The organism is Kitasatospora sp. NPDC057692 (assembly GCF_042799475.1).
Classification (GTDB): domain Bacteria; phylum Actinomycetota; class Actinomycetes; order Streptomycetales; family Streptomycetaceae; genus Kitasatospora.
Genome location: NZ_JBHVIV010000050.1, coordinates 14,826 through 36,429 on the forward strand (window position 1 = coordinate 14,826; position 21,604 = coordinate 36,429).

General features: G+C 72.6%; 19 protein-coding genes. 2 read left to right on the top strand and 17 right to left on the bottom strand.

Annotated features, from left to right (window positions below):
- Positions 1-40 precede the first annotated feature (40 nt).
- On the top strand, positions 41-1,303 hold the full coding sequence (locus ACFVFS_RS25560; protein WP_380627031.1) for a CynX/NimT family MFS transporter: 1,263 nt from the start codon (positions 41-43) through the stop codon (positions 1,301-1,303).
- Between the two features lie 27 nt (positions 1,304-1,330).
- On the opposite strand, the gene ACFVFS_RS25565 is transcribed toward ACFVFS_RS25560, so the two are convergent.
- The 6 genes from ACFVFS_RS25565 to ACFVFS_RS25590 all read right to left on the bottom strand — a co-directional run bounded on the left by ACFVFS_RS25565 (position 1,331) and on the right by ACFVFS_RS25590 (position 6,227).
- Positions 1,331-2,047: an ABC transporter permease gene (locus ACFVFS_RS25565; protein ID WP_380627032.1), complete on the bottom strand. Its 717-nt coding sequence runs from the start codon at positions 2,045-2,047 to the stop codon at positions 1,331-1,333.
- Positions 2,048-2,104: 57 nt separating this feature from the next.
- A complete protein-coding gene (locus tag ACFVFS_RS25570) occupies positions 2,105-3,022 on the bottom strand; it encodes an ABC transporter ATP-binding protein (protein ID WP_380627033.1) in 918 nt (305 codons plus the stop codon).
- Positions 3,023-3,031: 9 nt separating this feature from the next.
- Positions 3,032-3,943: an ABC transporter permease gene (locus ACFVFS_RS25575; RefSeq protein ID WP_380627034.1), complete on the bottom strand. Its 912-nt coding sequence runs from the start codon at positions 3,941-3,943 to the stop codon at positions 3,032-3,034.
- A complete protein-coding gene (locus ACFVFS_RS25580) occupies positions 3,927-4,937 on the bottom strand; it encodes an ABC transporter ATP-binding protein (protein ID WP_380627035.1) in 1,011 nt (336 codons plus the stop codon). The genes ACFVFS_RS25575 and ACFVFS_RS25580 overlap by 17 nt, the downstream gene beginning before the upstream one ends.
- Positions 4,938-5,092: 155 nt before the next feature.
- Positions 5,093-5,980, bottom strand: coding sequence for an LLM class flavin-dependent oxidoreductase (locus ACFVFS_RS25585; RefSeq protein ID WP_380627036.1), 888 nt, complete (start codon positions 5,978-5,980; stop codon positions 5,093-5,095).
- A gap of 58 nt (positions 5,981-6,038) precedes the next feature.
- Positions 6,039-6,227 carry a hypothetical protein gene (locus tag ACFVFS_RS25590; RefSeq protein WP_380627037.1) on the bottom strand — a complete coding sequence of 63 codons (189 nt, stop codon included), beginning with the start codon at positions 6,225-6,227 and terminating at the stop codon, positions 6,039-6,041.
- A gap of 182 nt (positions 6,228-6,409) precedes the next feature.
- On the opposite strand from ACFVFS_RS25590, the gene ACFVFS_RS25595 reads away from it, so the two are divergent.
- Complete coding sequence (locus ACFVFS_RS25595; protein WP_376086493.1) at positions 6,410-7,249, top strand: HAD-IIB family hydrolase; 840 nt, start codon at positions 6,410-6,412, stop codon at positions 7,247-7,249.
- Positions 7,250-7,268: 19 nt separating this feature from the next.
- Here the strand turns inward: ACFVFS_RS25595 and ACFVFS_RS25600 are convergent, their stop codons facing one another.
- The 11 genes from ACFVFS_RS25600 to ACFVFS_RS25650 form a co-directional block, all read right to left on the bottom strand.
- Positions 7,269-8,180, bottom strand: a complete 912-nt coding sequence (locus ACFVFS_RS25600; protein ID WP_380627038.1) for a phosphate ABC transporter ATP-binding protein — start codon at positions 8,178-8,180, stop codon at positions 7,269-7,271.
- 23 nt (positions 8,181-8,203) lie between these two features.
- Positions 8,204-9,136 carry a class E sortase gene (locus ACFVFS_RS25605; protein WP_380627039.1) on the bottom strand — a complete coding sequence of 311 codons (933 nt, stop codon included), beginning with the start codon at positions 9,134-9,136 and terminating at the stop codon, positions 8,204-8,206.
- Positions 9,133-11,010 carry a substrate-binding domain-containing protein gene (locus ACFVFS_RS25610; RefSeq protein WP_380627040.1) on the bottom strand — a complete coding sequence of 626 codons (1,878 nt, stop codon included), beginning with the start codon at positions 11,008-11,010 and terminating at the stop codon, positions 9,133-9,135. Before ACFVFS_RS25610 ends, ACFVFS_RS25605 begins: the two co-directional genes overlap by 4 nt.
- Before the next feature lie 65 nt (positions 11,011-11,075).
- Positions 11,076-12,302, bottom strand: a complete 1,227-nt coding sequence (gene pstA / locus ACFVFS_RS25615; protein ID WP_380627041.1) for a phosphate ABC transporter permease PstA — start codon at positions 12,300-12,302, stop codon at positions 11,076-11,078.
- Between the two features lie 58 nt (positions 12,303-12,360).
- The gene (gene pstC / locus ACFVFS_RS25620) at positions 12,361-13,380 is read right to left on the bottom strand and encodes a phosphate ABC transporter permease subunit PstC (protein WP_380627042.1); all 1,020 of its coding nucleotides are present in this window, start codon (positions 13,378-13,380) and stop codon (positions 12,361-12,363) included.
- A gap of 112 nt (positions 13,381-13,492) precedes the next feature.
- Positions 13,493-16,072 carry a hypothetical protein gene (locus ACFVFS_RS25625; RefSeq protein WP_380627043.1) on the bottom strand — a complete coding sequence of 860 codons (2,580 nt, stop codon included), beginning with the start codon at positions 16,070-16,072 and terminating at the stop codon, positions 13,493-13,495.
- 373 nt (positions 16,073-16,445) lie between these two features.
- Positions 16,446-17,036 (bottom strand): hypothetical protein, encoded by a 591-nt coding sequence (locus ACFVFS_RS25630; protein WP_380627044.1) that lies wholly within the window; start codon positions 17,034-17,036, stop codon positions 16,446-16,448.
- A gap of 198 nt (positions 17,037-17,234) precedes the next feature.
- Positions 17,235-18,305 (bottom strand): hypothetical protein, encoded by a 1,071-nt coding sequence (locus tag ACFVFS_RS25635; RefSeq protein WP_380627045.1) that lies wholly within the window; start codon positions 18,303-18,305, stop codon positions 17,235-17,237.
- A gap of 393 nt (positions 18,306-18,698) precedes the next feature.
- Positions 18,699-19,106, bottom strand: a complete 408-nt coding sequence (locus ACFVFS_RS25640) for a hypothetical protein (RefSeq protein ID WP_380627047.1) — start codon at positions 19,104-19,106, stop codon at positions 18,699-18,701.
- On the bottom strand, positions 19,096-19,425 hold the full coding sequence (locus ACFVFS_RS25645) for a hypothetical protein (RefSeq protein WP_380627048.1): 330 nt from the start codon (positions 19,423-19,425) through the stop codon (positions 19,096-19,098). Before ACFVFS_RS25645 ends, ACFVFS_RS25640 begins: the two co-directional genes overlap by 11 nt.
- 326 nt (positions 19,426-19,751) lie before the next feature.
- Complete coding sequence (locus tag ACFVFS_RS25650) at positions 19,752-21,560, bottom strand: GAF domain-containing protein (RefSeq protein WP_380627049.1); 1,809 nt, start codon at positions 21,558-21,560, stop codon at positions 19,752-19,754.
- Positions 21,561-21,604 lie beyond the last annotated feature (44 nt).

A 21,604-nucleotide genomic window follows, 5' to 3' on the forward strand; every position in this document is an offset into this window, starting at 1 on the left:
GCCCCCGCACGCCTTGAACTCCACGAAAGCAGCACCACCCATGGCCGTCACCCGTGCCCAGCAGCCGGTTGCCACCACCTCCGCGGGCGCCGTCCCGCTCCCCGTCCGCAGCCGGCTGGCCCACCCCGCGCTGCTGCTGACCGGCATCGTGCTGGTCGCCCTGAACATGCGCGCCTGCCTGGCGGCGGTGTCGCCGATGGTGGCCGAGATCCAGCACACCTTCGGCCTCTCCGCCACCGCGAGCGGGCTGATCACCACCGTGCCGGTGCTCTTCCAGGGCGTCGGCGCCCCGCTCACCCCGCGGCTGACCCGGCGGTTCGGCACCGAGCGGGTGGTGCTGGGCGCGGTGCTGGTGCTCGGCGCGGGCGTGCTGCTGCGGGTGCTGCCCTCGGTGGCGGCGCTGTACGCCGGGTGCGTGGTGATCGGCGTCGCGATCGCCGTGCTGAACGTCTCGATGCCGGGCCTGGTCAAGCGGGAGTTCCCCGGCCGGGCGGCCGCGATGACCGGCGTCTACTCGACCACCATGCTGGTCGGCGCGACGATGGCGGCCGGTCTCTCGGTGCCGTTGGAGCACGCGCTCGGCGGCGGCTGGCAGGCCTCGCTCGGCGCCTGGTCGGTGCTGGCGCTGGTCGCGACGGTGGCCTGGCTGCCCCAGGTGCTGCGGGCAAGGGCCGGTGCCGCCGTCGGCGGCACCGCGGGCCCGGCCGCGCAGGCCGCCTCCTCCCGGCCGATCGAGGGCATCTGGCGCTCGCCGCTGGCCTGGCAGATCAGCCTGTTCATGGGCATCTCGTCGCTGCTGGTCTACACCCTGGTCGCCTGGATGCCGACCATCCTGGCCGACCACGGCATGGACCGCGGCGAGGCCGGCCTGGTCTTCGCCTTCTCCAACCTGGTGCAGGTGACCGGCGCCTTCCTGGTGCCGCTGTTCGCCGGCCGGATGACCCGCCAGCGGGCGCTGGCCGTCTCGATGGCCGTGCTCAACGGGATCGGCATCGCCGTCCTGCTGATCGCCCCGGTGTCCGGCGCCTGGGTGTCGGCCACCATCCTCGGCGTCGCCCAGGGCGGCTCGCTCGGCCTCGGCCTCGCCTTCATCGTGCTGCGCACCGACAGCGCCGCCGGCGCCGCCCAGCTGGGCGGCATGTCGCAGGCGGTCGGCTATCTGGTCGCCGCGGCCGGCCCGGTCGGCGCCGGCGCCCTGCACCAGCTGACCGGCGACTGGACCACGCCGCTGGCGCTGATGCTGGTGCTGGCCGCCGTGGTCGCCGTCGCGGGCTGGGGCGCCGGCCGCAACCGGACGCTCTGACCCCGGGACCGATCGCGCGTCGGAGGGCTACTCGTCCGAGGCCAGCGTGAGCCCGGCCAGCCGCACCGAGGCCAGCGCGGTCGCCGCCACGGCGACCACCAGCAGCAGCGGCACGGCCGCGCCGAGCGAGACCGCCGAGGTGAGCGAGCCCTCGGCGGCCACCGACTCGGCCACCGCCAGCCCCCACTGCTGGACGCTGAGCGTCCGGGCGCCCTCGACGAAGTTGCCCACCAGCGACTCCCACACCAGGGCGTACGCCAGCCCGGCCACCACCGCGTGCCGGGTCACCACGCCGAGCAGCAGGAACAGCGCGCTGTACGCCGCCCCGGAGACCAGCGCGGCCACCGTGTAGGCGAGCGCCAGGCCCTCCTTCGTCCCGTACAGCAGCAGCCCGGAGAGCAGCATCGGCAGGGCCGCGAAGGCCCAGGTGGTGCCGATCGCGACCGCCAGCTTGGTGGTGATGATCTTCCACCGCGGCAGCGGCTTGGCCAGCAGGTAGACGATCGAGCCGTCGTCGATCTCGGTGGCGATGGCGCCGGTGCCCACGACCAGGCCGAGGATCGGCAGCAGGGTGCCGAGGCCGAGCTTGCCGAGCACGTTCACGACGAGTTCGTGCTTGTCGCCGCTCGACCCGGCGGCGATCGCCGAGATCGCCAGCAGCAGGACGGGGACCACCAGCAGCAGCAGGCCGCGGCGGCGGCCGAGCAGGCCGCGCAGCGTCAGCCTGGCGACGGTCGGGTTCATGGTGGGTCGGCCTTCCTGGGGTCCTGGTGGTGGGTGCCGGTCGGGGGGGTGCCGTCGCTAGGCGGAGACGAGGTAGGAGAACACGCTCTCCAGCGACTCGTCCGCCGGGGCCACGGTGTAGAGGCGGATGCCGGCCCGCTGGGCGACCCGCGGCAGCAGGGTGGTGAAGCCCTGGAAGTTCACCGCCTGGATCCGCAGCGCTCCCTCCTGCCGGTCCAGCTCGATGCCGGAGGTCGACGGATCGGCGATCAGCGCCGCCGCGAGCCGCCGGTCGTCGCTGGAGCGGACCAGGTAGCGGTGCGGCCGGTCGGTCATCAGCCGCCGGATCCTCCGGAAGTCGCCGGAGGCGGCGTGCCGGCCGGCCACCACGACCTCGATGTGCCGGGCCAGCTGCTCGACCTCCTCCAGGATGTGCGAGGAGAACAGCACCGTCCGGCCGTCCGAGCCGAACCGCCGCAGCAGCTCCATCAGCTGGAGCCGCTGGCGGGGGTCCATGCCGTTGAACGGCTCGTCGAGCAGCAGCACGGCCGGGTCGTGGACCAGCGCCGAGGCCATCTTGACCCGCTGCTTCATGCCCTTGGAGTAGGTGCCGGTCCGCCGCTCCTGGGCGTACTCCATCTCGACCAGGGCGAGCGCCCTGCGGGCGGCGGCGCCCGGGTGCGGCAGGCCGTGCAGTTCGGCGTTGGCGAGGACGAACTCCCAGCCGGTCAGGTAGTCGTACATCGACTCCCGCTCGGGAACCAGGCCGATCTGCCGGTACACCTCCTGGTTGCGCCAGATCGGTGCGCCGTCCAGGGTCACCGCTCCGGTGGACGGCGCCAGGAAGCCGCTCATCATGTGGATGAGGGTCGACTTCCCGGCCCCGTTCGGCCCCAGCAGGCCGGTGATGCCGGGGCCGATCGCCATGCTGACGTCGTTGACGGCGACCACGTTCCCGAACCAGCGGGAGACCTTGTCGATGGTGATGGTGGCCATGACGCCCTCTCAAACGTTGCGGTAGCGGCTCAGCAGCAGCCGGTACGAACCGGCCACCATCGCGGCGGCGACGGCGGTGAACACCAGCAGGCCGAGGCCGCCCGGCGCGTGCATCCGCTCGGCGCCGGTCCCCAGGTCGAACAGCTCGTTGGTCAGGCTCTCCACCAGTCCGCCCGGCGACAGCAGCACCGCCCACTGCGCGGAGTCCGGGAGGCTCTCGCCGACGGTGGTGGTGCTCATGCTCATCCCGATCACGACCGCGACCACCGTGGTGCTGACCGCGAGGTAGCCCATGATCGCGGCCACCCCGAAGCCGCGCCGCGGCGTGGCGGCGGCGATCACCACCGCGACCGAGGTCGGCACCAGCGCGTAGAGCACCGCGGCCACCAGGCCGTAGAGGAAGTGCTCGGTCTGGTCCCCGAAGTCCAGCTTGACCAGCAGCGAGCCGGCGTACAGCACCACCAGCGGCGCGATCATCAGCAGCAGCTGGGCGCAGGCCATCGCCCCGAACTTGGCGCGCACGTAGTCGGCGCGGGTGATCGGACGGGAGAAGTACAGCGGCACGGTGTGGTGGCGCAGGTCCCGGGAGAACAGCACCGGCGCCTGCGAGGCGAGGAAGATCGAGACCACCAGCCCGATCGAGCTCAGGTACTGCGCGTAGTCCACCGGGAGCTTGTCGGAGCCGGTCATCACCGCGACCGCCACGATGATCAGGGCCGGCACGGTGGCCACGCCCAGCACGATCATCGGCAGCACCTTGGACTTGCCGGACCGCCCCAGGCCGTAGGCGGCGCGCAGGCTCTGGGTGAACAGCGAGCGCGTGGCGTACCCGCGGCCGAGCCGGGGGCCGCCGTAGCCGCGGTAGCCGATGTCGTGGATGACGCCGGTGTCGGCCGGCCGGAACTCAGAGGGCAGCGACATCTGCGGTACCCCCCTCGATCTCCGTCGTTCCGGTCGTTCCCGTCGGGCCCGTCGGCTCCGCCGTCTCCGCGCCCTGCGTGAAGAGTTCGGCGACCCGGTGCCGCCGCTCCTCCAGCCGCACCAGCCCGAGCCCGAGGTCGGCGACCGCGTCCCGGATCAAGTCGTACGTGTCGTCACCCGCCAGCCGCACCAGCAGGATCCGCGCGCCCTCGGCCTCCACCGAGAGCCCCGCCCCCGCCAGCCGCTCGCGCACCGCGGCGCCCGCGTCCAGGGCGTGGTCCTCCGGGTGGTCCGTCACCTCGACGGCCAGGGTGGCCGTCGTCCCGGTGAAGGAGGCGGTGGACGAGGAGCGCAGCAGCTTGCCGCCGTCGATGACCACCAGGTGGTCGCAGGTGCGCTCCAGCTCGCCCAGCAGGTGGGTGGTGACCAGCACCGAGATGCCGAAGTCGGTGTACACCCGGCGGATCAGCGCCAGCATCTCGTCCCGGCCCACCGGGTCGAGACCGTTGGTGGGCTCGTCCAGCAGCACCAGCTTCGGGTCGTGCACCAGCGCCTGGGCCAGCTTCACCCGCTGCTTCATGCCCGTCGAGTAGCCGCCCATCGGGCGGTAGCGCTCCTCGTACAGCCCGACGTGCCGCAGCGTGTCGGCCGTCCGCTCGCGCGCCGCGGCGGCCGGCAGGCCGGCCATCCGCGCCATGTGCACCACGAACTCGGTGGCCGAGACGTCCGGCGGCAGGCAGTCGTGCTCCGGCATGTAGCCGACCCGCTCGCGGATCTCCGACCCCTGGGTGGCGATGTCCAGCCCGAGCACCCGCCCGGTCCCGGAGGTCGCCGGGGCCAGCCCCAGCAGGATCTTGATGAGTGTGGACTTACCCGCCCCGTTCGCCCCCACCAGACCGACCACCCCGGGCTCGACCTCAACGGTCAGCTGATCGAGGGCGGTCACCCGGGGGAACCTCTTGGTGAGGCCGTCCGTCTTGATGACAGTGGACACGTGCCTCAACGTAGTCCCCGCCCCCGCGCCGGGTCATGAGCTGCGATGACGACCCCGTCTGCTGCTCCGGTATGACGGCGCCGCCCCCTTCCCCTAGGGGATCACCGTGCCCGCTCCGGGGGCGGCGGCCGCGGCGCGCCACCCCCGGTCCGCCGTCATCCCAGCTGGGCGAGGCCCTCGGTGGCGATCCGCTCGAAGACCGCGAGGTCGTTCTCGAAGATCGAGTCCGGGACCGGCCAGTGGACCACCAACTCGGTGACGCCCAGCTCCCGGTACGTCCCGGCCCAGTCCACGAAGGCGTCCAGCGAGGCCAGCGGCCGCTCCGCCGTCGAGCCCTGGAGCAGCATCTTCTCCAGCGTCGCGATGTCGCGGCCCTTCTCCTCGCAGGCCTCCGCCAGCTTCTCGATCTGCCGGGCGATCACCCCGGGCGCCTGCTCGGCCGGCACGTCCGCCGGGCCCTTCGGGTCGCCGTAGGTCACCCAGCCCTGCCCGTACTCGGCCGCCAGCCGCAGGCTGCGCGGTCCGGCCGCGGCGACGTAGAACGGCACCCGGGGAGTCTGGACGCAGCCGGGGATGTTCCGGGCCCCGACCGCCGAGTAGTAGGTGCCCCCGCGGGTCGTGGCGTCCCGGGTCAGCAGCTCGTCCAGCAGCGGCAGGAACTCGGCGAAGCGGTCCGCCCGCTCCTTCGGCGACCACTCCTCCTGGCCCAGCACCGTCGCGTCGAAGCCGGTCCCGCCGGCCCCGATGCCCACCGTCAGCCGCCCGCCCGACACGTCGTCCAGCGTGATCAGGTCCTTCGCCAGGGTCACCGGGTGCCGGAAGTTCGGCGAGGTCACCAGGGTGCCCAGCCGCAGCCGCTCGGTGGCCGTCGCCGCCGCCGTCAGGGTCGGCACCGCCCCGAACCACGGCTCGTCGCGGAACGACCGCCACGACAGGTGGTCGTACGTGTAGGCGGCGTGGAACCCGAGCTCCTCGGCCCGCCGCCAGATCTTCTGCCCCTCGCCCCACCGGTGGATGGGGAGGATCACGGTGCTCAGTCGCATGGCCCCGACCCTACGCGGGCCCCGGGGGCGGGGGCGGCGGGCGACTCGCCGGGGGCGGTCAGGGGTGGGGGCGCTGGGCGGGGAGGCGCAGCGGGTGCGCGGGGGTGGTGCGCCGGGCGAGGTCGGCGAGGGTCTCGAAGAGGATGTCGCCGATCAGGACGGGCTCGCGGGACGACGGTGGGGCCTCCTCCTCGGGGAGGGGCGCGGGCTCGATCTCGATCTCGTCTGGGACCTGGCGAGTTCGCATGGCTCTTCCTGCCGACGGGGTGGCCGAGGGAGTCCTGCCCGGTCGGAGGCGGTGGAACACCCCGGAGGCGGGCGGTTCGGCCGGAACTGGCGCAGCGGGGGCCGAAACGCGCCGCAGTGATCGCTCCGGGGCGGTGCACGGGGAGGGTAGGGCGTGCGGCGCCGGTGGGCGAAGATGGAGCGGTGACCACTCCCCGCACCGCTCCCCCCACCCGGCTGATCGCCACCGATCTGGACGGCACGCTGCTCTGCTCCGGCGGCACCGTCACCGAGCGCACCGCCGCCGCCCTGGCCGCCGCCGAGGCCGCCGGGATCCAGGTGGTGTTCGTGACCGGCCGCCCGCCGCGCTGGATGCAGCAGGTGAGCGCGCACATCGGCGGCCACGGGGTGGCGATCTGCTCGAACGGCGGCGCCGTGGTGGACGTGCGGCGCGGCGCGCTGCTGGAGTCCTTCCCGCTGGCGTCCGAGGACGCGCTCGCGGTGGTGGCGCGGCTGCGGGCCAAGCTGCCCGGCACCGCGTTCGCCTTCGAGTACCCGGCCGGGTTCGCCCGTGAGCCCGGGTACGAGGTGCGGATGTGGGGACAGGACGAGAACCACCCGGTCGGCCCGGCCGAGGAGCTGCTCGGTCCCGGCGGCCCGGTGAGCGGGCTGTTCAAGCTGCTCGCCAAGCACCCGGACCTGGACCCGGACAAGCTGCTGGCCGAGGCCAGGGAGGCCGCCGGGGAGCTGGCCGAGATCACCCGCTCGGCGCCGATACCGCTGCTGGAGATCAGTGCGCCCGGCGTCACCAAGGCGAGCACGCTGGCCCGCTGGTGCGCCGGGCGCGGGATCGACCGGAGCGAGGTGGTGGCCTTCGGCGACATGCCGAACGACCTGGAGATGCTGGCCTGGGCCGGCACCGCCTACGCCGTCGCGAACGCCCATCCGCAGGTGCTGGCGGCGGTGCCGCTGCACACCGTGAGCAACGAGCAGGACGGCGTCGCCGCGGTGCTGGAGGAGATCCTCCGGCACCGCGGCGAGTGAGGGCGGGGGAGCGGACCGGTCAGCCGAAGCGGCCGTTGACGTAGTCCGACGTCCGCTGGTCGAACGGGTTGTGGAACACCTGCTCGGTCGGCCCGGCCTCGACGATCCGGCCGGGGGTGTCGTGGGTGGCCAGGAAGAACGCGCAGCTCTGCGACACGCGCTGGGCCTGCTGCATGTTGTGGGTCACGATCACGATGGTGAGCCGGCCGCGCAGCTCGGCGATGGTCTCCTCGACCCGTCGGGTCGAGGTCGGGTCGAGCGCCGAGCAGGGCTCGTCCATCAGCAGGATGTCCGGCGAGACCGCCAGCGACCGCGCGATGCACAGGCGCTGCTGCTGCCCGCCGGAGAGCGAGCCGCCCGGGGCGTCCAGCCGGGTGGCCACCTCGTCCCAGAGACCGGCCTGGCGCAGGCTGGTCTCCACCAGGTGCTCGCGCTCGTCCCTGGAGACCTTGATGCCCGCGAGCTTGAGCCCGCTGGAGACGTTGTCCTTGATGGACATCGCCGGGAACGGGTTGGGCCGCTGGAACACCATGCCGATCCGGCGGCGCACCTCGGCGGGACGCCGGCCGGGCCGGTAGACGTCGTCGCCGTCCAGCAGCACCTCGCCGGAGAGCGCGGCGCCGCGGACCATCTCGTGCATCCGGTTGAGGATCCGCAGGTAGGTGGACTTGCCGCAGCCGGACGGGCCGATCAGGGCGGTCACCTCCCCGGCGGGCATGACGAGCGAGACCCGCTCCAGCACCTTGCGGGAGCCGAACCAGGCGGAGACCTCGCGGGTCTCCAGGCCGGCCAGCGCGGGCTCCTCGCCGTAGCCCTCGTAGTGCGCGTCCTGCGGGTACAGCAGCTGCTGCCCGTCGTGGCCGACGGCGGGCAGGGTCATCGTGGTCTCGTCGGCCACCGGGGCCTGGTCGGTCATCGGTGCATCCGTCATCGGTACGGTCCTCCGGGCGCGCTTCAGTAGAGGTTGGGCAGCAGGGCGGCGGCGTTCTCGTAGACCGCCCAGAGCAGCGCGCCGATCACCGGCGCGAGGCTGAGGTAGGCGGCCGAGCGGTGCCAGTACCGGGCGAGCACGACGACGGCGACCACCGCGCCGAGCAGTCCCAGCGACCACAGCTGCAGCGTGGCCAGCGCGCCCTTGTCGGCGGCCAGCGCCTTGTCGTACGGCACGGTGGCGGGGCGGCCGCCCGGGTTGGCCACCGGGTCGCCGTCCAGCCGGGCGCCGATCAGCACCGTCGAGTTCGGGATCCAGCTGGAGTCGCTGGTCACCAGCACGAGCCGGTTGCGCACCGGGTCCACGATCGGGTGGTCCCCGTCGCCGTACACGTTGACGGTGTAGGTGAACTTGCCCTGCCCGGTGGTGGCCTCGATCCGGTCGCCGACCCGCAGCTTGGCGAGCTCGCCGAACGGCGCCCCGAAGGTCGCCCCGCGGCCGAACACCACCGACACGCCGGTCTGCCCGGGCAGCGCGGTGTCCCGGCGGTGGCCGGGGCCGCGCATGAGGTCCCGGCCGGTGGTGCCCTCGACCACGACCGCCTGGTGCAGCCCGATCGCCGGGATGTCCAGCAGGGCGACGGGCGCGCCGTCCGGCGCCGTGCCGGTCGGCGCGATCGCCTGGGCGAGCTGGTCCTGGAAGGACTTGTAGGCGGTCGACTGGAAGTGCTTCTGCTGCACGTGCGAGAGCGTGAACAGGTAGCCGACGAAACCCAGGACGAGCACCGCCAGCAGGCTCACCGCCCAGGCCGCCTGCAGGAAGCGGACCCGCTTGGCCGTCCGGCCGGAGCCCGGGGAAGCGGGCCCGGTCGCGGCGGGCTCGGGCTCGGCGGGGGCCGCCGGGGCCGGCGCGGACTGCGCCGGCCCGACGGGCTTCTCCAGGGCCGGGGCCGTCATGACCGGCCGCCCGTCTGCGAACGGCGGCGCAGCAGGCGGCGGCCGAGCAGCGGCGGGACGATGACGACGGCGAGCAGTTCGAGCGCGGTGAGGGTGCTCAGGGTCCAGTCCTCCGGACGGCCCGCGACCTCCACGACGTCCGCCGCCACCTCGGTGGAGCCGCCGCGGCCGCGCGCGACCACCTGGCCGGTCTGCGGGTCGACGACGTCCTCGGCGGCCTGGCCGTCGCCCTCGCCGGCCGCGTTCGGGTCGGCGGCCGCCGCGTTCGGGTCGGCGGCGCCGGCCGCCGGGGCGTTCGGGTCGCCCGCCCCGCCGGTGCCGGCGGCACCGCCCGCGGAACCGGTACCGGCGCCGCCGCTGCCGCCGGCCCCGGGGGCCTTGGTGGTGGTGGCCTTGCCGGTGCCCGCCTTGCCACCGGTGCCGCCGGAGCCGCCCGTGGCACCGGTACCGCCGGTGCCGCCGGTGCCGCCCGTGGCACCCGTGCCGCCGGTGCCACCGGACGACGCGCCGCCGGAGCCGCCCGAGGACGCTCCGCCGGAGGCCCCGCCGGGCGAGCCCGGCTTGCAGTCCAGCGCGGCGCCCTTCTTGTCGCACTCGCTGGGCTGGGGGGCGTTCTGCAGGACGGTCAGCACCTCACCGGTGAAGGTCGGGTTGGGGCAGTTGGCCAGCGTGTTGGGGTCGACCGGGCTGGCGTTGCCGGGGATGTGCGTGGTCTGCAGGATGCCGCCGCGCACCAGGTTGCGGGGGATCGGGGAGTAGCCGAGCTCATCGGCCTTGCCCTGGCCGGCGCAGAGCACGTAGGAGATGAAGCGGCTGAGCGCGTTGCCCTTGTCGTCGTTGAAGCGCGGTGGCACTGGCAGTTCCGCGCCCTTGCGCGGCACGATCAGGTAGCTGTAGCTGGAGACCGGGTAGGACCGCGGGTCCGCGTTGGTGTAGACGCCGTCGAGGTTCTGCTGGAGGTAGTTCGGGTCGCTCGGCGAGGTGTTGTCGTCGACGCCGCGGATCTTGGCGGCGGTGAGGGCGACGGCCACGTTGGACGCGGTGGGCAGCGTGTAGTACCCGCCGGGGTTCAGCACCTTGACGACCGGCCAGTTGCTGGACTTGGCGAAGGCGTACTCGTCGTAGCCGATGGTGCCGAGGCCGGCGGAGCCCATGATGTAGTTCGCGACGACGTCGGAGCCGTTCAGCGCGGTCATCCGGCCGGACTTCGGGAAGAACTCCGTGTAGTCACCGCAGGGCACGTTGTTGACGCTGCGGCAGTAGGCCTCCCACTCGTTCTTGTAGGTGTGCTGCATCCAGCGGGTGAACTGCGCGGTGGCGCCCGAGCCGTCCGAGCGGATCACCGGGGTGATCACGATCGACGGCAGCGCCTTGCCGTAGTCCTCGGTGATCTTCGGGTCGTTCCAGTTGGTGATCTTGCCGGTGAAGATGTCCACGATGGTCTTGGGCGAGAGCCGCAGGTCGCGGATCTGCTTGCCGCCGATGGACAGGTTGTACATGAAGGCGGTGCCGCCCGCGGTGATCGGGACGTACGAGTAGCCGTAGACCGGGTTCTCGACGTTGCCCGCACCGCCCTCGTGGCCGCCCTGGCCGAGACCGGTGTCGATCTGGGTGCGGAAGGGCACGTCGGAGGCGGTGAAGTCGTTCTGCCCGATGGCCCACTGGGCACGCCCGGCCGCGGAGCCGGTCGCACTGAAGTTGATCTTGATGCCCATCGGGTTGACGTCGTTGCGCCACTGGTCGATGGCCGGACCGGCCCAGCTCGACCCGTCGGCGTTCAACGAGGTGGCCGCGAAGGCCGGGACGCTCTGCCCCAGCAACAGCGTGGCCGCGGTCAGACACAGGGTGACCAGCATGGCGGCGGTACGTGCCACGGGTCGGCGAGCGGCCTCCCACGACATGGGAACTCCTCTGGTACGGAGGGTGGTTGTTACGGACATCAGTGCGCTCCCGCCACGACCGGCGCGGGGTTCCCGGCCGTACGGTGGGCATCCGCCGCGGCGGCCTCGGCGGCCCGGGCGGCGCGGTCGATCCGGCGGCGCTGCCGGCGGGTCAGCTGGCCGGGGCGTCGACCGCCGAGCACACGGGCGGTGACGAAGAGGATCAGCACCACGGTCATCAGGGTCAGACCGGCCGCGAAGGCCCGGGCGACCATGTCCGGGTACGGCGTCTTGACGTAGTTCCAGATGTACAGCGGCAGCGACACCTGGCGGTCGCTGAACGGGTTGGCGTTGAACTGGGTGGTGAAGCCCGCGGTGAGCAGCACCGGCGAGGTCTCACCGACGCCGCGCGCCATGCCGAGCACCACCGCGGTCACCAGGCCGGGCCGGGCGGTCGGCAGCACGACGTTCCACACGGTGCGCCACTGGCTGCCGCCCAGGGCGAAGGACGCCTCCCGCAGGGTGCCCGGCACCAGCCGGATCACCACCTCGGCGGCGCGGGTGACGATCGGCATCATCATCACCGTCAGGGCCAGCGAGGCGGCGAAACCGCTCTTCTCGAAGCCCAGGGTGATGATCACGACGCCGAGGACGAACAGGCCGGCCACGATGGACGGCAGCGCCGTCATCGCCTCCACCAGGGTCCGCACCGGGCGGGCCATCCGGCCGCCGACCTCGGACATGAAGACCGCCGCCGCGATCCCCAGCGGAACGGCGAACAGCGTCGCCAGGCCCAGCTGTTCGAGCGAGCCGACGACGGCGTGGATCGCACCGCCGGAGGTGATCGGCGAGAGCGCGGAGGTGGTCTCCATCGACTCGGTGAAGAAGTTGAGGTGCTGCGCCGCCTCGTAGCCGCGCATCGCGATGTAGCCGATCTGGTCGGCGATCAGGGCGAGCACCAGCAGGCCGGCGCTCCAGGCGACCACCGACACCAGGCGCTCGCGCACCAGCAGCGGGCCCCACTGGAGCCCGCCGAGCAGCGTGTACCCGGCGAGGAAGAGCGCGTACCAGCAGAGGAGGAAGCCCAGCGCGCCGCTGAAGGGCATGACCCGCTCGTACAGGATCCAGTCCAGCGCGAGCGAGCCGGTCAGCGCGCCGAGGATGGTCAGCACGTCCTCGCGGGTCACCCCGCCGATCCGGATCTTCCGCTCCGGCGGCGGCGCGGTCTTCGACGGGGCGGACGCCGACGCGGGCGCGGTGCCGGCCGGCAGGTCGAGGGTGGTCATCGGGTCGTCCCTCCAGGACGGGGCGGCAGCGGACGGGAGCGGTGTGAAGGGTCCACGGTCAGTCCGCCGTGGCCGCGCCGGAACGGGACCGGCTGATCACGAAGCCCGCCGCCACGTTGACCAGCAGCGTGAGCGCGAACAGCACCAGGCCGGCCGCCATCAGCGCCGAGAGCGAGAGCGGGTCCGACTCGCCGAAGCGCAGGGCGATCAGCGCGGAGATCGAGTTGGCCCCGTTCTCCAGGATGTGGGTGATCTGCTCGAAGTTGGGCGAGATGATCAGCGCGACGGCGATGGTCTCCCCCATCGCGCGGCCGAAGCCGAGCATCACGGAGCCGATCACACCGCCCTGGCCGAACGGCAGCACCACCGTGCGCACCATTCCCCAGCGGGTCGAGCCGAGCGCGTACGCGCCCTCCCGCTCGCCCTGCGGGGCCTGGGAGAACACCTCGCGGCTGAGCGAGGTGACGATCGGGATGATCATCAGCGAGACCACCACACCGGCGATGAAGGTCGACGAGGTGTAGGAGGTGCCGATGTCGCCGGTGCGCACCTTGAGGAACGGGATCGTGTCGCCCAGGTGGTTGGACAGCCAGCGGACGAAGCCGATGATCCGCGGCTGGAGGAAGAACAGGCCCCAGAGGCCGTAGATGATGCTGGGGATCGCGGCCATCAGGTCGACCAGCGAGATCAGCGTCGCCCGCAGCCGGACCGGCGCGTACTCGGAGATGAAGATCGCCGTGGCCAGGGCCACCGGCACGGCGATCACCAGGGCGATCACGGCGATCAGCAGGCCGTTCGGCAGCACCGAGGCGATGCCGAAGTTGTGCGCCTGGGTCAGCCACTTCTGCTCGGTGAAGAACGAGAAGCCCACCGCCCGCAGTGCGTCGGCGCCGCGCAGGATGAGGAAGAAGGCGATCAGGCCCATGATCGCGAAGACTGAGAGCCCGGCCGCGCGTAGGAGACCGCGGAACACCCGGTCACCGGGCGTGGACGGGGCGGTGATGGTGCGGGGTACATCGTGATCCGGCTGGCCTGGAGTCTCGGCGAACGGTGTCGCGGGCTCGGCGGCGGCTGTCATGGTCTGCTCTCCGGCGCGCTCGGTACGGGACAGGTGCGGGGGGACTGGCGGGAACGGGGAAGGGACTCGGCGGGGCCGGGACAGCGGCCCCGCCGAGTCGGAGGTGCGGTCGTCAGGCGCCGCGGCCCGGGCGCAGGCGCGCCCAGACGCCGGACGCCCCGGCGGCGACCCGTGCACCGGCCGGAGTACCGGCCAGGACGAGCGCCAGCGGACCTCCCACCAGCAGCACCGCGCCGGCGATCAGCGCGATCGGCAGCAGCAGTCGCGCGCCGCCGGAGCGGTCGGCGGCCGGAGTGCCGGCCGCGACCGGAGCGGCCGCGAGCGGAGCGGTGGCGCCCGGGGTCGAGCCGGCCTTGGCCGGAACCACGGGAGCGGTCGGCGCGCCGGCCGCGGGTGCCTGGGCGGCGCCGCCGGCCGCGGCGTCGTCGGTCAGGCCCGACGAGCCGGAGCCGCTCGACGTCTTGGTGCCGGTCGAACCCTTGCTTCCGGTGGTCCCGGTGGAGCCGGTGCCGCCGGACGCGTCGCCCGACCCGCCGGTGGAACCGCCCGTCCCTCCGGTCGATCCACCCGTACCGCCGGTGGTCCCGCCGTTGTCACCGCCGCCGGTGCCGCCGGTGGTCCCACCGTTGTCACCGCCGGTCCCGCCGTTGCCGCCCTCGGGCTCGGGCGGCTTGGGAGCGGTCTGGTTGCCGGGGTAGGTGCCGTCCTGCGCCGCGACGTGCGTCACGGCCGACCGCGCCTGCGCGCGCTGCGCGTCCGTCAGCGCGAGGAAGCCCGCGGTCAGGAGCCCCGGCGTGTTGCCGTAGCGCTGCCCCTCGGCGGGGTCGGTGACCCGCTTCAGGAAGCCCGACGCCGCCTTCGCCCGCTCCGCGGAGAGACCGCCGGTCGGCACCATCGCGTACTGCACGACGGACAGCGGGTACGCCTGGGCCGACTGCGAGAAGTCGGTGCCGGCCACGCCGTACGGCAGCTTCTGGGTGTCGGTGGCGGGGTCGAACGGCATGGTCGCGACGGCCGCCCGGAGGCTGTCCACGGACGGCGTCACGAACTGCCCGGCCGGGTTGCGCAGCGCGGCCTCGGACATGCCGTACGCCTTGGCCTGGCCGCTGTCCATGATCGCGAAGAGCCCGCGGCGGCCCGGGTCGACCGGCGGGCACGCGGGGTGCTTGCCGGAGACGTCGACCTGGGGGAGCTGGCAGGTGGGCTTGTTCATCAGCAGGTTGCGGGCCACCTGGGCCAGTCCGCTGTTGACCGGGTTGATCTCGTACGACTTCCACCCGTCCGGACCGGAGTAGTCCTGGACCCGGATCGCTTCCACCGGGTAGCCGGGGAACGCGGGCTGCTTGTAGAAGGTGTTGATGTGCATGTTGTTCGGGTCCGGCTCGCCGCGCAGGAAGGCCGCGGCCTCCGGGTCGGCGGCGATCCACGAGGTCAGCTGGTAGATCAGGTCGGTGGTGCCACCGACCACGATCGGCGCCGAGTCGGCCAGCCAGGACTGCTCGATGCACGTCGGCCAGCGCTGACCGCCCGCCGGGTCGAGCCTGTTGATGTCGAGGAAGTCCTTGTCCTCGAAGATGCACAGCGGGTTGCCGGCGACGGAGTCGATGGTGACGCCCTGGGCCATGGTGTAGGACTGGGTCAGCATCTTCGCCAGGAGCCGCGGCGTGAGGTTCAGCTTCTTGATCTCACCGGAGTTCGCGAGGTCGTCCACCCGGTAGGCCACCGAGATCGCCGTCGTCGCGAGCGGGGCGTAGACGTGCGGCCGGCTGGCCGGCTCGCTCTCCGGAAGCGCGGTCAGGGCGATGTCCGGCCCCTCCTTCTTCCGGAAGGCGGCCCGGGACTGCGGCTCACCGGTGTTCGAGACGTAGTCGACACCGAGCGACTGCGATCCCTGGCACAGGCCCGCACGCCACTGCTGCATCGCCCGGTTGGCCATCGCCAGGCCGCCGACCGTCAGGTCGATGGCGGTGGAGGCGCAGTCGCTCGCGGTGGGCGCGAAGGTGATCGGGATGACGATCCGGTTCTCCCAGGCGCAGGCCTCGCCCGGACTCCAGCGGTCGTCGGCGCCGCTCATGCCGCGGACCGCCTCGGACGCCATCGCGAAGTAGCCGCTGACGGCCGGGTTGTCGAGATCGTGGAAGGAGCAGTTGGGCTCCATCGTGTCCGAGGTGAAGCCGAGCGAGTCACCGCCGTAGTTGGCCTCGACGACGATCGAACACGGGTGGCTCGCGTCGCAGTTGAGGCTCTGGCTCTCCTGCGCGGTCCAGATCTCGATGTCCGCCTCGCCCCGGCCGTCCGGACCGGTGACCCGGACCGCGCCGTTGAAGGGGAACTCCGGCGTGATGGTGCCCGGCGGGGGCGACGGCTGCTTGAAGCCCAGGGAGGGGTCCTGGTTGTACTTGGTACTGCCGTAGCAGTCGTGCACGGTGGGGTTGGTGCCCCGGCACTGGTAGATCCGGACGGGGTAGAGCTCCTGGCCGGTGGAACTGCCCGGCACGACGAACTTCACCGGATTTCCGGCCGGGTCGACGGTCGGGGTGAAGCCCTCCCAGGAGACACGGACGACCTCGTTGCCGAGGTTGGTGGTCGAGGAGACGGTGATCTTGCCCTTGTCCCCGTGCTGACCGGTCGCCGGGTACCAGATGGCCGGCCCCTCCACGGTCGTCGCCGTGGCGGCGGCCGCCTGCGACACCGTTCCCGCCCCCAGCGGGAGAATCGCCGAGACCCCCACAACGGCCCAGGCCGTCCCCAGCGCCAGCAGCCCCTTTCCCCACCTCCCCAGGGCTCTCGAACCCGGTGGACGGACTCTCATGACGTGCACCTCCAGGGACGCGCTTCGCGCGTAGACGGGGAACCGGCCGGACCCCGGCGCGAGTGGCCAGATGCCGCCGATGGTCAGTCACCATTCGGCCAGCCGTACATGGACGCCGTGGATCGCCAGGGTGTACGAGGCCACAACACGCCTGCGAACCGCCCTGGTTGATCTCCCGTCACCGGCTGTTTCCCCGGCGCGCGGAACAGCGGGGCCCGGACATCCGGACCCCGCCGCCGTTGCCTGGTGCGTGTCAGCTGCCGGCCTTGAAGGTGAGGTTGAGCGAGCCCACCGACTGACCACCGGTGAAGAAGGTGGTGTTCAGCTTGGTGTCGAGGAACTTCGCACCCTCCTCGTCCACCTGGAGGTCGCTGGCCGTCAGCGAGCTGGCGGCGGCGTTGCCGGAGACCGAGGTGTCGCCGGTCGGGTCGAGCAGCGCGACCGGGGCGGTGCCGCCCTGCGGGACACCGGTGATCTGCCAGGTGCTCACGCGGAAGGAGAGGTCCTTGAAGACCGCCGACTTGCCGGTGCGCAGGTTGATGAAGAGCAGCCCGCCGCCCAGCTGGATGTCGCCGTAGTAGGCGGCGAGGTTGGCGGAACCGCCGGTCACCGGGAACGCGGCGGACAGGCCGGTGGCGCTGTCGTAGGAGCCGGTGGCCGTCGGGAGGGCGAAGACCATAACGCCCGCCGAGAGGGAGTTGATGAGGAAGGTGTTGCTCTCGTTCACCACGGCGCTGCCGGTGGCAGGGGTGGCGGCCTCGGCGGTGGCCGAGGTGGCCGCGCCGGTGGTGGCGAGCACGACAGCGGTGGCAACGGCGGCGAGACGGGCGCTGGTGCGGGACATACTGCTCTCCTAAGTGCGCAAATGAAACGGTTCGGCCGTGAGGCCGTGGGTTCGTGCTGTGCGGTGGTGCCTTCACTCGGTGGTGCGGTGGTGCGGTGGTGCTTCGCCGGGCCGACGGTCGGTGCTGTGCCGGTACGGCCCGGCGTGGCCCGGCGGCCAGGGGCGGAAGCCCCTGGCCGCCGGAAGTACGGGGTGCGATCAGATGGTGGAGTGGGTGGTGCTGCCGCAGGCGCCGAGCGGCAGGGTCAGGAAGCCGTAGCTCTTGATGTCGGCGGCGGCGGTGGCGTTCTTGCAGATCCAGCCGTTGCTGCCGAAGATCGCGCGCAGCGCGGTGCCCTGGGTGTCGGTGGCGAGCCAGTTGGTCTGGCGGACCACGTTGTAGATCACGCGGCCGAAGGAGGTGGCGGCGAAGATCGGCGACAGGGTGTTGTCGCTGGTCTGGATCGGGGCGACAGCGTCGATCGAGCGGATGGTGACGTTGCCGGCCTGGTCCGCGCCGGAGCCGTGGCCGTTGTAGACCTGGCCGATGTAGTGGGCGACGGAGTAGGGAACGATCGCGTCGGCGTCGGCCAGCAGCAGGTCGGTGCCCTGGTTCTCCTGGACGCGGGTCGGCTGGACGCACGCGCCGGGGGCGGTGAGGCCCAGCGCCGACAGGAAGAAGGACAGGGTGCCGGAGCCGTTCTGCGGCAGGTAGGCCTTGATCGGGTTGGCCGGGAGGGACGCGTTGATGTCCTTCCAGGTCAGGGCGGAGCAGTTGTAGATGCGGGTCAGGTCGGCCTTGGACAGGTTGACCGGAGCGTTGCTGCCCGTGGTGGCGGTGGCGTAGGAGACCGCGTCCTTGGCGAAGGCCACGAACAGGTCGGTGGTCGGGTCACCCGGGGTGGTGCCGACGGTGTTCTTCGGGCCACGCGAGGAGCGGGCGAAGTCGATCGTGGTCTTGCTGCTGGCGTCCAGGGCCGAGATGCCGGCGGACGAGCCGTTCGGGCGGTTGATCGAGGTGGCACCGGTCTTGGTGGTGAGCGGCGAGGTGCCGGTCGAGTCCCAGCTGTACAGACGCGGCAGGGTGCTGCTGGCGCCCAGGAACGCGTTGTAGTCGGTGGAGAACTGGTTCAGGACGGCCTGGGTGGTGTCCGAGCCGACACCCACGATGTCCTGGGCGGCGGGGGTGACACCGGCGGCCGGGTCGGCAACGGCGGTGCCGGTGGCGACGGTGGCGACCGAGGTCGCGATGGCGACGGCGGCGAGCAGCTTGGCAGCGGTCTTGCGCATGTTCGTCTTCCTCCGGTGGGAGAGATGTACATCGCTTTTCCCGGGTCCTGCTGGTCAGTCCCGGAGCCGGCGGCCACGTCCGCGGTGGCCGTTTCGGCAGTGCCGATCCTGTCGGTCGGCGCGGTTCCGTCGGAAGGGTGGACGGTCGCCCCGGGCAATTGTCGATTTCTCGGTTCAGAGAGGTTTAGCAACAGGTCAGCCCGGCTGTGGAGGGGTGTAAAGCCGCAGGTCAGGGGCCGGTGACGTTCTTCTCCAGGTGGCGACTCGGGGGGTTGCCGGATACCTGCGCTTCACCGGAAGAGGGGGAAACGGGGCGCGGCCCGGGGCCAACGCGAGAAGCCGCCCGAAGGCGGCCGGCGAAGCTTTGTCGACGGTACGTCAGAACCACGTACGTCAGAACGGCCAGGCGTCGTCCCGCCCGGGGCGGCGCAGGTCCTGCCCCAGGCGCTGGAGCCCGGCGAGGAAGCCGGTCACGCCGGCCTGGCACTGATCGCGTCTCAGGTAGCCGCGGGCGCTGCGGGCCACCGGGCCGGCCGCGTCGGCGGCGCCCGGGCGGGTGGTGCGCACCGGCAGGTACGCCGTCCACACCCACAGTCTCGCCTCGGACTGGCCGACGGCACATCGCAGTGCGGCCCGTTCGATGATCAATTCACGGACCGCCTCGGCGAGTTCCGCTTCACCCCGGTAGGTGCGCACGCCGACGCCGAGCTGCCGCCCGTTGGCCGCGCGCAGCGCCCAGGACAGCGAGCGGTCACCGACCGGGACGGTCAGCAGGCGCGGCCCGCGCCGGTCAGCGGACATCGGACGTTCTCAACGACGTCCCCCGTTCGGAGAGTTCGGGCAGTTCCAGGGCGGGCTGCTTGGCCAGCAGCACGACGAACCGCCGGAAGGCGTTCTGGCAGGTGGCGTACCGCTCGTAGGCGCGGCTGGACCGCACCTCCGGCAGGGTGCGCGATCCGGGGATCACCCAGATCCAGCCGATGCCGTCCCGGACGTGCGTGATCCGGGCGGTGAGCCCGTCCGCGACGGCCCGTAAGCCGTCGAAGCCGCGCTCCGCCTCCCCGGCCGTCTCGTACGCGGCCGGGGTGACCGCGACGACGCGCCCGTTCGGTGCCTTCAACTGCCAGCGGTACCGCCCGTCCGGTGCCCGTTCGGCCCGGAACCCCCCTCGACTTGCCCCTGCTGCGGTGTGACCGCGGCTCGACGCGTCCACTGCTCCCCCACAGTCCGGTTTGCTCTCCGAGACGGGAGTAAAGCTATGTGTGCACACGAGAGCGCCGGAAGGCCGTGAAATACACAACTTGCTCCGTTGGCCGGGAAGTTCTCTCTCGTTAAACTTTCACGGAGTACACACGGTGTGAGCGCCAACCGACCCCGGGACGGCTCCCCGTCGTTTACAAACCGTTCGAGGCCGTCCGGGGGATGTCCCACCGGTCGGACGGGTGTTCACAGCCGGGCCGTCCAGCGCACCCGGGTGCCCCGGCCGAACGGGCCCGGCTCGTGCCAGGCGTCACCGCCGAGCGCCTCGGCGCGCCGCGCCAGGTTCCGCAGGCCGCTGCGCCGACCGCCCTCGGGGATGCCGACGCCGTCGTCGGTGACGGTCAGCAGGACGCCGGGCCGCCCGCCCCGGTCCAGCGACTCCGGATCGCCGCCGACCGGGCGGCCGCAGCCGTCCAGGTGCACGGTCGCGTCGACCTCGACGCCGACCCGGGAGGCCCGGGCGTGCCGAGCCGTGTTGGACAGCATCTCCCGCAGCGCCGCCAGCAGTTGGCGCTCCGTCTTCTCGCCGACCAGGCTCTCCACCGGACCGACGAAGGAGACCGAGGGCTTGAAGCCGAGCGCCGCCGCGCTCTGGCTGCACTCGCGCAGCACCCGGGTCCGCAGGGTGTCCGGCGCGTCGCCGTGGTCGTCGTGCTGGAGCGCGTAGATGGTGGTGCGGACCTCCTGGATGGTGGCGTCCAGCTCGTCCACCGCCTCCCCGATCCGGACCTTCACCTCGGGGACGACGGCCCGCCGGGCGGCGCCCTCCAGCATCATGCCGGTGGCGAAGAGCCGCTGGATGACCAGGTCGTGGAGGTCCCGGGCGATCCGGTCGCGGTCCTGGAAGACGGCGAGCCGCTGCTGGTCGCGCTGGCCCTCGGCGAGCCGCAGCGCGAGCGCGGCCTGCGAGGCGAAGGTCTCGGCGAGCTGCTTCTCGGCCCCGGAGAACGGCACGGCGCCGCGCGAGCGCCAGACGCAGAGCCCGCCGAGCACCCGGCCGGCGGCGACCATCGGCACGGCCAGCGAGGGGCCGAAGCTGCGGGCGAGCCGGATCACCACGGTCGGATCGGTGGACATGTCGTCGAGGTGGACGCTCTCCCCCTGGAAGAGCTTGCCCGCGACGCTGTCGGAGGGCATCAGCTCGCCCTGCAGGAACTCGGCGGCCTCCCCGGACGCGTGGGCGACCCGCATCTGGCCGTCGACGGTCGGCAGCAGGATCATGCCCAGCGCGGCGTCCGCCAGCTCCCTGACCTGCTCGGCGGCCACCGTGAGCGCCACCCGGGCCTCGTCGGTGGAGAGCAGCGCGGTGGTGACGGCGGCCGCCCCGGCGATCCACCGTTCGCGGCGGCGGCCCTCCTCGTAGAGCCGGGAGTTCTCGATCGCGACGCCCGCCGCGGCGGCCAGCGCGTGCACCACCTGCTCGTCCTCCGGGGTGAAGGCGCCGCCGGTGCGCTTCTCGGTGAGGTAGAGGTTGCCGAACACCTCGTCGCGGATCCGGATCGGCTCGCCGAGGAAGGTCCGCATCGCCGGGTGGTGCGGCGGGAAGCCGTACGAGCGCGGGTCGGCGGTGAGGTCGGTGAGCCGCAGCGGCTCGGGCCGGTCGATCAGCGCGCCGAGGATGCCCCGGCCGACCGGCAGCTCGCCGATCTCCCGGACGGTCTCGTCGTCGACGCCGACGTGGATGAAGTCCTGGAGCCCCTGTCCCCCGGGCGCGACCACCCCGAGCGCGGCGTACCGCGCGTCCACCAGCTCGGCGGCGCCGGCGGCGATCCGGTGCAGGGTGGCGTGCAGGTCCAGCCCGGCGCCGACCGAGACCACCGCCTCCAGCAGCCGCTGCATCCGGTCGGTGACGGCGGCGGCGGACTGCAGCCGCTCCGACACCTCGGTGACCAGCGTGTCCAGCCCGAGCGAGGAGATCTCGGGCACCCGGTGCGGCGCCGGATCGGTCTCCGGCTCCGGCGGGGTGAAGTCCGGCAGGTCTGGCGTGGGGTCCATGGTGAAGAGCGTAGTTTGTACGGTTTTCGACAGAAGGAGCGACG